Source organism: Brucella grignonensis (assembly GCF_002252505.1).
Classification (GTDB): Bacteria; Pseudomonadota; Alphaproteobacteria; order Rhizobiales; family Rhizobiaceae; genus Brucella; species Brucella grignonensis.
Map to the genome: position 1 here is coordinate 32,159 of NZ_NNRL01000169.1, position 11,268 is coordinate 43,426.

Sequence of the window (11,268 nt, forward strand, 5' to 3'; positions counted from 1 at the left end):
GCTATAGAACTGATTGCAGAAACTCTTTCGTCCGCTCTTCAGTCGGAGACTGGAATATCTGTTCGGGCGTGCCCTGTTCGCAGATGCGTCCCTTGTCGAAAAAACAGACACGATCGGAAACTTCGCGTGCAAAGCGCATCTCATGGGTGACGAGGAGCATTGTCAGATCATGTTCTTGCGCCAGACTGCGAATGACCGCCAGAACTTCGCCGACAAGCTGTGGATCAAGTGCCGATGTAGGCTCGTCAAAGAGTAGAACACGCGGACGCATAGCCAATGAACGCGCAATCGCAACGCGCTGCTGCTGGCCGCCTGAAAGCTGTGATGGGTAGTGATCTTTCTTGTCTGTCAGGCCGACAAGAGCGAGAAGATCGAGTGCACGCGCCTCGGCTTCGTCCCGCTTCATACCGAGAACGTGAACCGGCGCCTCGATGATATTGCGCAGCACAGACATATGGGGAAACAGATTGAAGCTCTGGAACACCATGCCGACATGCGATCTGATTTTACGCAAGTGGGCTTCGCTCGCCCGAAACTGTCCTTTGCCGTTTGGTTGGTGATAGGACATATCTGCGAGTTCGAGCGTACCCTCCTGAAACGGCTCCAGTGTCATGAGAATGCGGAGCACCGTCGATTTTCCCGATCCTGATGGGCCGATCAGCGTTACTTTCTCGCCTGTCTTGACCGAGAAATTGAATTGATCCAGCACAGTCAGTGCGCCGAAACGCTTGGCTACGTCCTGAAAGCGGATAATTTCCTGGGTCATTTGAGGGCGATCCCGTTCTTTGGAAGTGTGCGTTCGAGCAGGCGTATGAGCGCCGAGCAGATGAGGGTCAGCACGAGGAAGATCAGGCCGACCATCGACAGTGGCACCAGATATTCGAAGGTGCGGTCGCCGATCAGATTGGCGAGGTTCAGCATGTCAACGATACTGACGACAGACAGAACCGGGGTCTCCTTCAGCATCGAGACAAGGTAGTTGCCCATAGCCGGGATGATCCGGGGTATGGCTTGCGGAATGACAATGTCGCGATAGGTGCGCCATGGTGTAAGGTTCAGGGCGCGCGCTGCTTCCCATTGTCCGCGCGGAATGGCTTCGATACCTCCGCGATAAACCTCCGACGTATAGGCCGAATATTGAAGGCCAAGCGCCAATGCGCCGGTCAGGAATGCGGGCAGAACAATGCCATAGACAGGCAGCACGTAGTACAGGAAAAACAATTGCACCAGCAACGGCGTATCGCGCAGAAACTCCACAACGACCACGGTCGGCCAGGATATGATTTTGTATGGGCTGCGGCGCAAAAGCGCGAAAACGAGGCCGAGCACCAGCGCAATCGCGAAGCCGGTGGCTGCGGCCTTGAGTGTTACTGTGAGGCCAATTCCCAGAATTGGTAGAATGGAAATCGCAAAGGATAGCGTGGACGAGGTGTCCCATGCATAGCCGTAGATCATGCGAAACCTCCTGCCATTGTCTGGCGTTTCAGTCGTCGCTCAAGCCAGCGGATCGCGGAGGCGAGCACCAGAGCCATTGCAAAATAACCGAGTAGTGTCAGCGAATAGATCGTCACATTGTCGAGCGTCAGATTGCGCAAACGCTGGGCCTGGAAAGTCAGATCGCTGATGGCGATAAGCGAGGCGAGTGCTGTATCTTTCAGATTATGAATGGCCAGATTGCCGAAAGCCGGCATCATCTCGACAACCGCCTGTGGCAGGACAATGTGAAACAGTGTGTGGCCTCTGCTGAAGTTGAGGGCTCTTGCGGCTTCATGTTGCGCTTCAGGAACGGACTGCAAGGCGCCACGAACGACCTCAGCACCATAAGCACCGATATTGAGGCCAAGCCCCATAATGCCGGTCGTGATCGGATCGAATGAAATGCCGATCAATGGCAGGGCGTAATAGAGCCAGAACAATTGCACGAGCAGTGAAGTACCCCGGAATATCTCGATATAGATCACCGCAATCGTGGAAAGGATCGGCCCACCCGCAAAACGGGCAATGCCGGCTGCGAACGCCAGCAGAGTGCCGATAGCCATCGAACTGAGGGCAAGAACGACGGTGATTTGTGCGCCTTTGAAAAGGGCGGGAAGATACTCCGTCCAGTGCATATGGTCTTCTCCCGATAGAGATGAGACAAGGCCCGCCGAACCAATCATCATGGCACGGCGGGCGACAAAAGCGTTACTTTGCGTTGCAGAGGCTGGCCGTATCAACAGTCCGCGCCGCTTCGACGCTCTCTTCGCTAAGCCCATAGGTCATCAGGATTTTCTTGTAGTCATCGGTCTTCTTGAACTCGATGAGTTCCTTGTTGAAGGCGTCGTAGAATTCCTTGTCCTCTGGACGGAAGCTGAAAGCGCCGAAACTGCGCGCGGACTTGCCATCCACAACCGGATCGGTAAACGGATGCGCCTGTTCCAGTTGTGGCGAATTTTCAACGAGCTTGGCCACTGTCAGCTCTGTTGCGGCATAGGCATCCGCACGACCAGTCTGAACCGTGGATGGAGCGTCAGCATTGCCCTGAATCATGATGATCTGCGATTCATCGATACCCATTCCATGCAGGAAATCGATCTGATCGGCACCCGAAACAATTGCGACTTTCAGAGACGGATCTTTCTTGATGTCGTCATAGGAATGAATGTTTTTCGGGTTGCCTTTTGGAACCAGCAAACCTTCACCATAGCTGGAATTGGCGACCGTGAACTGAACCTGTTTGCAGCGGTCGGGCAAAACATTCTGCTCGGCGGCGACAAACTCAAAGCGTTTGGCTTTCAATCCGGGAATAAGCGAGCCGAATGGCGTAACAGTCCAATCGACTTCTTCAATTCCGAGTTTCTTGAAAATTGCTGCGGCAACGTCCGGGCCGATGCCTTTGGCTGCACCACTTGCGTCCATATAACCATAAGGCACTTCGTTGGCAGTCGCTCCTCGCACAAACCCTGCGCTTTTCAGATCGTCAATGGTGACGGCCTGTGACGGGATTGTAAGAGCTGCAAATGCTGTCGCGGAAAGCAGAGCGGAAATCGTATGAAGTTTCATGCGCATGGTGTTCACTCCTCTTTATGGATGCCGGTTGTTTTTGGTCCGGCTTTTCAATTGGTCGGTACTGATTGATTTAAGACGAAGACGGCTCCTCGCTGATCGTGGCGATGACCGAAAGGCAATCACCCATCTTGATGAGACCCGGAAAATGGCGGGCGGCCAAAACGCCGTCGAGAGCAGCACGATATTCCTGCGGCGCTCCGCCAGTGCGCGTCACGTTATGAACGCGGGCAATGAGGTCGCCCTTGCGTATTTCCGCGCCAAGATCGACCAAAGGTTCAAGCAAACCTTCGGTATCGGCAAAGCCGAAGCATTCCTGCGATGGCATATCGAGCCATGTGGTGGGCGAAAGCTCCACCTCTCCTTGCAGAATGTCTGCGTGGCGCAATAGGTTGCGGATGCCGCGTTTGGCGATTGCTGCCGACCGTGCTGAAATCGTGCCGCCGCCAGAAAGCTCGGTCGTCACAAACACCTTGCCCGCTTCTTCAGCGGTCGTGTCGTACATGCCTACAGCATCGATCTCGATCATTCGCATGGAGAAAGGGGCGGAGAATGCTTTGACGGCAGCAAAGCATTGGGCTTCCTGAGTTGCATCGGGCAGGGCGTGCGCGGCGGCATAGGGTAGGAAGTCGAGTGTTCGTCCGCCGGAATGAAAATCCATGACGATATCGGCTGTGGGCAGCAGATAGCGGGTGAAATAATCGGCGATCTTTTCAGTTACCGTGCCATCCGGGCGGCCGGGAAAACTACGATTGAGATTGCCTTTATCTATCGGCGATGTGCGTGTTCCCGCCGTGAAAGCTGGAAAATTCATTGCAGGAACAATGATAACGCGTCCGTTGATCTCAGCCGGTTTCAGATTGGCGGCGAGGTCGTAGAGGGCAACCGGTCCTTCATATTCATCGCCGTGATTGCCACCCGTAAGAAGGGCGGTCGGGCCGTTGCCGTTACGAATGACGCAGATTGGCAGCATCAGCGAGCCCCAGGCGGAATCGTCTCTGGACCAAGGCAACCGCAAATGTCCGTGCTGCACGCCGTCGCGGTCAAGATCGACAGTCGGCGTGATCGGGGAGGAACGTGATGGAGGCGAGCTAAGCATCATCGCAGCGTCCTAGTCCTTGACCACGAGCTTGCGTGGCACATTCGACAGGCATTCGACACCGGTTTCGGTGATCACGATGCTCTCGGTAATCTCGAGCCCCATGGTTTCCAGCCAGAGACCTGTCATGAAATGGAAGGTCATCCCGGGCCGCAACTCGGTGCGATCGCCGGGACGCAGGCTCATCGTGCGCTCGCCCCAATCCGGCGGATAGGACAGACCGATTGAATAGCCGGTGCGGTTGTCCTTGATGATCCCGTATTTCTTCAAAACAGCGAAGAAGCCGTTGGCGATATCTTCGCACGTGTTGCCGGGGCGAGCAGCAGAAAGTCCCGCTTCCATACCTTCGAGCGTTGCTTTTTCTGCATCAAGAAAAGCCTGCGTCGGCTTGCCGAGAAATACAGTCCGCGACAGTGGGCAATGATAACGCTTATAGCAGCCGGCGATTTCGAAGAAAGTACCTTCTCCGGTCTTCATCGGTAGATCATTCCAGGTCAGGTGCGGGGCGGAGGCGTCAGGTCCAGAAGGCAGCAGTGGCACGATGGCAGGATAATCGCCGCCGAAATTGTCAACGCCGCGCGTGCCTGCATCGTAGATTTCAGCAACCAGATCGCATTTGCGCATACCCGGCTCGATCTTTTCGACGATGCGCCGATGCATGGCTTCCACGATGCGACCAGCTTTGCGCATATAGTCGATCTCGGTTGCACTCTTCACCGCACGCTGCCAGTTGACGAGTCCTTGCGCATCTTTGAAACGTGCGTTGGGCAGATGCTTCTGCAGAGCATGATGCGCTGCAGCCGTGTACCAGTAATTATCGAACTCGACGGCAATCGTCTTGTTGCCCCAACCCTTTTCCTCAAGGATCGAAGCCAAAAGATCCATCGGGTGGCGTTCCAGCGATTGCACGTAATGGTCGGGATAGCCGATAATGTTGTCATGGCTTATCCACGCGGTGCGTTTAGCACCGTTGCCATCCTGACCGCGACCATACCAGATCGGTTCGCCTTCCATCGAAAGCACAACGCATTGATGGACATAGAAGGACCAGCCATCATAACCGGTAAGCCAGTGTATGTTGGACGGGTCTGTGACGATGATGACATCGAAGCCTGCCTTCTCCATGGCGCGACGGGTTTTGGCTATCCGCTCATCATATTCCGCGCGGGTGAAGTTGAGTTCCACACTCATCGACTGGCTCCTGCAGTTTTGGTTGAATCAATTTTCGTGCCTGCGTCGCGCAGGCTGGCGCGCTCCGTCGCAAGACGGGCGATTGCAGTATCCTGAACCCCGGTGCCCGTGAGGTCGCAGAAGGTTATGTCCTCTGCCTTCCGCTGGAATGTGGAGGCATTGAGAACGATCTGGCCCAGTTCTGGAAAGACAGTATCCGCTGCAACAATCCCAGCCGAAATTGCGTGGTGCAGTTCGCCAAGCCTGCGTGTCTGGGAGAGGCTGTCAGCGACATAGATGATTGATCGCTGGAAAAGAGCAGGGTCGATCTCGTTCTTATGTTCGGCATCCGATCCCATAGCAGTAACGTGCTGACCGGGTGCAAGCCATTCAGCCTTTATGAGCGGCGTTTCCGATGGCGTGGTCGTGACGATGATGTCAGTGCCATCACAAGCTTCCTTTGCATCTGCGATTGCCGTCACCGGTATTCCGAGCTTTTGGGTAAAGTTCTGCGCGGCTTTTTTCGCGCCATCGAAGTTGCGTGCCCAAATCCGCGCCTCGGTGATGGGGCGCACAAGCGTCAGCGCTTCAAGCTGCATTCCCGCCTGCATGCCCGCACCGAAGATGGTGGCGACACGGGCATTTTCCCGCGCCAGATATTTTGCTACGACAGCACCGGCAGCCGCTGTACGCACATCGGTCAGATAGCCATTATCCAGCAACAATGCTTCGATAAGCCCGGTCTTTGCCGAAAACTGGATCATCAGCCCATTGGTGGATGGTAAGCCGATGGAAGGATTGTTGAAGAAGCCGGGACTTACCTTAATGGCAAAGCTGTCTAATCCAGGAATATAGGCCGTCTTCACATCGACTTCGCCACGCTCTGCAGGGATATCCAGTCGAAGAATGGGCGGCATGCTGACACCGCCACTGGCGAGTGCCCGGAAAGCATCCTCCACGCACGCCACGCTTTCAAGGTCGAGGGCTATGATCTGTCGCAGATCAGCTTCGGTCAGAATTCTCATTTCAGCCATCAGCCTGCCCTCCGATAGCGGTCTTCCATGATTGCGCGGTGTTGTTCGGGATCGATATTGCCACCTGAGACTATGATGACGGCCGGTCCTGTCGGCCTGATCTTGCCACTCAACAAGGCGGCAATACCGACGGCCGCGGCCCCTTCGATGACTTCGCCTTCTTGCGTTGCGGCATGTCTGATCCCCGCTGCGATCTCCTCTTCATCGAGCAGGATCACATCATCAAGCAGCGAGCGGCACATCTCAAAAGTCCAACGGTTATCGAGGCCTATGCCACCACCGAGGGAATCTGCCAGCGTATCCTGTTCCTCAACATTGACTGGTTTGCCCGCTTCAAGGCTCGCTTGCATCGCCGCGCCGCGGCGCATGGAAATTCCAATTACCCGCGCTAGTGGGCGTTTTGCTTTCACTGCTGCAGCCACTCCGGCGGCAAGGCCGCCACCAGAAAGCGGAACAAGCACGGTGTCCAGTTCAGGGAGGTCTTTGACAATTTCCAATCCCATCGTTCCCTGTCCGGCAATGATGCGCGGATCGTCGAATGGTGGGATGGCATTCATGCTTTCATCACGCACAAGTCGCATGACTTCTTCCATCGCATCGTCCTGTGAGTTCCCAACGATGCGCACATCCGCACCAAGATCGCGGATTGCCTCGACCTTATTGCGCGGTACAAGCGATGAAAGGCAGATCGTGGCGGTCAACCCTTGCGTGGACGCCGCATGAGCCAATGCGCGCCCATGATTTCCGGTAGAGGCTGTGACAAGTCCCTGCTTGCGTTCATTTTCGGACAGGCTGAGAACGGCATTTGTTGCGCCGCGAAGCTTGAAACTACCCGTTGGTTGTCTGTTTTCAAGCTTGAGAAAAACCGGCACACCTGATCGCCTGCTGAGACTTTCGGAGTGGATCAGCGGTGTTCTTTGGACATGACCATTCAGCCTGTCTTGGGCTTGCTCTATTTCGTTGAGGCTGATCATTTGCGACACACTTCCCGACATCCGCACTGCCGTTCAAAGCGGCGTGACAATGGGGAATACTGCACCAAGCAAAGCACTTCTCCGCTGCAGGCGAGCAAATTGAGGGCGCAATAAAGCACCATATGCGAAACCATTAGGCCGCATTCTCGTTCCCCATTTATTTGATTTTTGTTCTTGGCTATATGTGTGAAAGACCAATTACATCATGTCAATAATTATATTGGATCATTACAATATTGCTCTGAAGTGATTTATTACTGGCGCAGGCTTGCCTGTGCTATGCGACCATGCCAATGAGAATGGCCTTGAAACGCAAATACTCACTTACATTGGACCGTTATAATGAAATCCGCCCTCAAGCTTGATGCTGTTGATCTTCGCATTCTGGAAGCGGTGCAGCAGAACGCGCGGATCACCAAGCTCGCGCTCGCAGAGCAGGTGGGTTTGTCACCGACACCGTGCTGGCTGCGATTGCGCAAGCTGGAGGAGGCGGGCGTTGTAACGGGTTATCACGCGCGCATTGCCTATCGCAAAATCGCCCCCATCGCGCATGTCATGGTTCAGATCACGCTCGGTAATCACCGCCAGAGCGATTTTGACCGCTTTGAGCGCGCAATTGCTGTCATTCCCGAAATTGTCTCGTGCTGGTCGGTCGGTGGCGGCATAGATTATTTTCTGATGATCATGGCCCGCGATATAGATAGCTATCAGCGTCTGATTGACCGCCTGTTGGATCAGAATATCGGAATCGAACGCTATTTCACATACATCGTGACGAAGCTTGTCAAAGACGAGCGGACTGGAACACCCTTGTCGATCCTCGCCGACGATGTGGAATAGTCCAAACGATCTGTTTGATTGCTGAAGTTTAGTCCAATCCTGCTGTTCTTCGTTATGCCTTTGGTCCGAATAATGGCCCAGCCTATGAGATGTTTCTTCCAGAATTGGGAGAAGCACAATGAACGCCGTTCTGGATCATCCGATACAACATGATGGCCTTAACAGGCTTCGGGACAAACATCTTTTTCGCGAGCTTGGCTATATTGATGGACGCTGGTTTGCGGGACAAAAGGCCGAAACCTTCCCTGTTCTCGATCCTGCAACTGGTCAGCGGCTTGCCCGTGTGGCTAGTCTTGGCGAAGCTGAGACGACGCTCGCGATCGATGCGGCAGTAAAGGCCTTTTCGGCCTGGCGGGATAAGCTGCCCCAGGAACGATCCGCGGTCTTGCGGCGTTGGTTCGAGCTGGTCACGGCAAATCGCGAAGATCTCGCATTGCTGATGACGCTGGAGCAGGGCAAGCCGCTGGCGGAATCGCGCGGCGAAATCGACTATGGCGCATCTTTCATCGAGTGGTTTGCAGAGGAGGCCAAACGGCTCAACGGCGAAACCATAGCGAGCCATCTCCCCAATGCCGAGATGCTCGTGCGCCGCGAGGCGTTGGGTGTCGTAGCACTTGTTACTCCATGGAATTTTCCGCATGCCATGATCACCCGCAAGGCGGCTGCAGCGATTGCCGCCGGTTGCCCGGTCGTCGTGCATCCGTCTTCAGAAACACCGCTTTCCGCGCTTGCCTTGGCCGAGCTGGCCGAACGAGCTGGGATGCCTGTGGGTATCTTCAATGTGGTGACTGGCAAGGCCGCGCCTATCATCGATGTATTGTGCCGCGACGAGCGTGTACGGGCACTGAGCTTCACCGGTTCGACTGAGATCGGCAAGCTGATCGCCACCAAATGTGCGAATACGATGAAGCGGCTCGTCATGGAGCTTGGTGGGCATGCGCCTCTGATTGTCTTCAACGATGCAGATGTTGACCGTGCAGTTGATGTTGCTATGGCCGCCAAATTTGCGACCTCTGGTCAGGATTGCCTTGCTGCAAACCGCATCTTTGTTCAGCGCGGCATTCTGAAAGCGTTCACAAAGGCTTTTGCAGCGCGCATTGCGGCGCTGAAGGTTGGCAACGGTCTTGATCCGACGGTGGAAATTGGGCCTCTGATGCACAGCCGGGCGGTGGACAAGGTCGAAGAGCACGTGCGGGACGCGGAAAAGCGCGGCGCTCGTATCGAAGTGGGTGGCAAGCGGATTGGTGATCAAACGCTTTTCTTCGAGCCGACATTGCTGACCAATGTGCCTGACGATGCGGCGATTATGCACGAAGAGACATTCGGACCGGTAGCTGCCGTCACGGTTTTTGACGATGAGGACGAAGTCATCGCCCGCGCCAATGCCACACAATATGGTCTGGTTGCCTATGTCGTAACGGCGAATGGTGCCCGACAGCTCCGTATGGGGCGCGCACTCGAATATGGAATGGTAGCCATCAACCGCGCGAAAATTACCGGCGCACCGATCCCCTTTGGCGGCTGGAAGCAATCCGGTCTTGGCCGCGAAGGCTCCCATCAAGGCATCGAAGCCTTCACCGAACTCAAATATCTCTGCATCGATACCGCCGCGTGAAAGCGTGGCGACAGGAAAGGAACATAACCATGTTGAATAATAGCAATGAACTGACCGCTTGGGATCGGGATCATTTCTTTCATCCGTCCACGCATATGGGTATGCATGCCCGTGGTGAAACGCCAACGCGCGTGATCGAAGGCGGCGAGGGTGTGTACATTGCCGACGTGAATGGCCGGAAGAGCCTTGATGCCTTCGCGGGTCTTTATTGTGTCAATGTTGGTTATGGCCGCACGGAAATTGCGGATGCAATTGCAGAACAGGCTCGGAAGCTCGCTTATTACCATGCCTATGTCGGCCATGGCACCGAGGTGTCTATCACGCTTGCCAAGATGATCATCGACCGTGCACCGGACCATATGAGCCGCGTTTATTTTGGTCTGTCCGGTTCGGATGCCAACGAAACCAACATCAAGCTGATCTGGTATTACAACAATATTCTTGGCCGCCCGGAAAAGAAGAAGATCATTTCTCGCTGGCGCGGATATCATGGTTCAGGCGTGATGACGGGAAGCATGACGGGTCTTGCAACCTTCCATAATGCATTCGATCTGCCGCGCGCTCCGATCTTGCATACGGAATCGCCATACTATTTCCGTCGCGCGGACCGCTCGATGAGCGAAGAACAATTCTCGCAACATTGTGCCGACAAGCTCGAAGAAATGATCCTTGCAGAAGGCCCGGAGACAATCGCAGCCTTCATTGGTGAACCTGTTCTGGGCACCGGCGGTATCGTTCCGCCACCTGCTGGCTATTGGCAGAAGATTCAGGCCGTTCTTGATCGCTACGATATTCTGCTGGTTGCCGATGAAGTGGTCACCGGTTTTGGCCGTCTTGGCAGCATGTTCGGTTCCGACCATTACGGGATGAAGCCCGATCTGATTACCATCGCCAAGGGCCTGACCTCGGCCTATGCACCGCTCTCGGGTTCAATTGTATCGGATCGTATGTGGCAGGTGCTGGTTCAGGGGTCTGATCAGATGGGCCCGATTGGTCACGGCTGGACCTATTCCGCCCATCCGATCTGTGCCGCAGCAGGCGTAGCCAATCTCAAGCTCATCGACGAGTTGAAACTGGTTGAAAATGCTGGCTCCACAGGCGCCTATTTCCGCAAGGCACTGCAGGATGCTCTTGGTGATCACAAGCATGTCGGCGAAGTTCGCGGCGAAGGTCTGATGGCGGCAATCGAATTCGTGGAAGATTGCGATGACCGCAAATTCTTCGATCCTTCGCTGAAGATTGGCGCACAGGTTTCAACGGCACTTCTTACCAACGGTGTTATTGCTCGCGCTATGCCTGAAGGCGATATTCTCGGTTTCGCGCCGCCTCTGTGCCTGACGCAAGAAGAGGCCGATAAAATCATCGATGCCACCAAGAAAGCCATTACGACGGTATTTGTCTAATCTGATCTTTGTGAGCTTGCGATATCAGCCTTCACCATCTTGTCGGGTGGTGAAGGCTTTCCTTTAACGCGCAGATTGTCGATTCATT

At 54.8% G+C, this 11,268-nt stretch carries 11 protein-coding genes; 3 read left to right on the plus strand and 8 right to left on the minus strand.

The window, feature by feature from the left end; translation table 11 throughout:
* Position 1 precedes the first annotated feature (1 nt).
* From ehuA to eutB, 8 genes are all read right to left on the minus strand, one after another.
* Positions 2 to 766, minus strand: coding sequence for an ectoine/hydroxyectoine ABC transporter ATP-binding protein EhuA (gene ehuA / locus CEV33_RS22775; protein WP_029927582.1), 765 nt, complete (start codon positions 764 to 766; stop codon positions 2 to 4).
* The gene (gene ehuD, locus CEV33_RS22780; protein WP_094542639.1) at positions 763 to 1,455 is read right to left on the minus strand and encodes an ectoine/hydroxyectoine ABC transporter permease subunit EhuD; all 693 of its coding nucleotides are present in this window, start codon (positions 1,453 to 1,455) and stop codon (positions 763 to 765) included. Before ehuD ends, ehuA begins: the two co-directional genes overlap by 4 nt.
* A complete protein-coding gene (gene ehuC, locus CEV33_RS22785) occupies positions 1,452 to 2,111 on the minus strand; it encodes an ectoine/hydroxyectoine ABC transporter permease subunit EhuC (RefSeq protein WP_094542640.1) in 660 nt (219 codons plus the stop codon). The genes ehuD and ehuC overlap by 4 nt, the downstream gene beginning before the upstream one ends.
* 73 nt (positions 2,112 to 2,184) lie before the next feature.
* On the minus strand, positions 2,185 to 3,048 hold the full coding sequence (ehuB, locus tag CEV33_RS22790; protein ID WP_094542641.1) for an ectoine/hydroxyectoine ABC transporter substrate-binding protein EhuB: 864 nt from the start codon (positions 3,046 to 3,048) through the stop codon (positions 2,185 to 2,187).
* A 70-nt stretch (positions 3,049 to 3,118) separates the two neighbouring features.
* Positions 3,119 to 4,147, minus strand: a complete 1,029-nt coding sequence (doeB, locus tag CEV33_RS22795) for a N(2)-acetyl-L-2,4-diaminobutanoate deacetylase DoeB (protein WP_094542642.1) — start codon at positions 4,145 to 4,147, stop codon at positions 3,119 to 3,121.
* A gap of 9 nt (positions 4,148 to 4,156) precedes the next feature.
* Complete coding sequence (doeA, locus tag CEV33_RS22800) at positions 4,157 to 5,335, minus strand: ectoine hydrolase DoeA (RefSeq protein WP_094542643.1); 1,179 nt, start codon at positions 5,333 to 5,335, stop codon at positions 4,157 to 4,159.
* Entirely contained in the window at positions 5,332 to 6,348 is a 1,017-nt protein-coding gene (locus CEV33_RS22805; RefSeq protein WP_094542644.1) for a cyclodeaminase, read from the minus strand. The genes doeA and CEV33_RS22805 overlap by 4 nt, the downstream gene beginning before the upstream one ends.
* Positions 6,348 to 7,322 (minus strand): hydroxyectoine utilization dehydratase EutB, encoded by a 975-nt coding sequence (eutB, locus tag CEV33_RS22810; RefSeq protein WP_094542645.1) that lies wholly within the window; start codon positions 7,320 to 7,322, stop codon positions 6,348 to 6,350. The genes CEV33_RS22805 and eutB overlap by 1 nt, the downstream gene beginning before the upstream one ends.
* Positions 7,323 to 7,664: 342 nt before the next feature.
* Here eutB and CEV33_RS22815 point away from each other — a divergent pair, with 342 nt between their 5' ends.
* The 3 genes from CEV33_RS22815 to CEV33_RS22825 all read left to right on the plus strand — a co-directional run bounded on the left by CEV33_RS22815 (position 7,665) and on the right by CEV33_RS22825 (position 11,180).
* The gene (locus tag CEV33_RS22815) at positions 7,665 to 8,162 is read left to right on the plus strand and encodes an Lrp/AsnC family transcriptional regulator (RefSeq protein WP_094542646.1); all 498 of its coding nucleotides are present in this window, start codon (positions 7,665 to 7,667) and stop codon (positions 8,160 to 8,162) included.
* A gap of 118 nt (positions 8,163 to 8,280) precedes the next feature.
* Positions 8,281 to 9,777, plus strand: a complete 1,497-nt coding sequence (locus CEV33_RS22820) for an NAD-dependent succinate-semialdehyde dehydrogenase (protein WP_094542647.1) — start codon at positions 8,281 to 8,283, stop codon at positions 9,775 to 9,777.
* Positions 9,778 to 9,806: 29 nt separating this feature from the next.
* Positions 9,807 to 11,180, plus strand: coding sequence for an aspartate aminotransferase family protein (locus CEV33_RS22825; protein ID WP_094542648.1), 1,374 nt, complete (start codon positions 9,807 to 9,809; stop codon positions 11,178 to 11,180).
* Positions 11,181 to 11,268 lie beyond the last annotated feature (88 nt).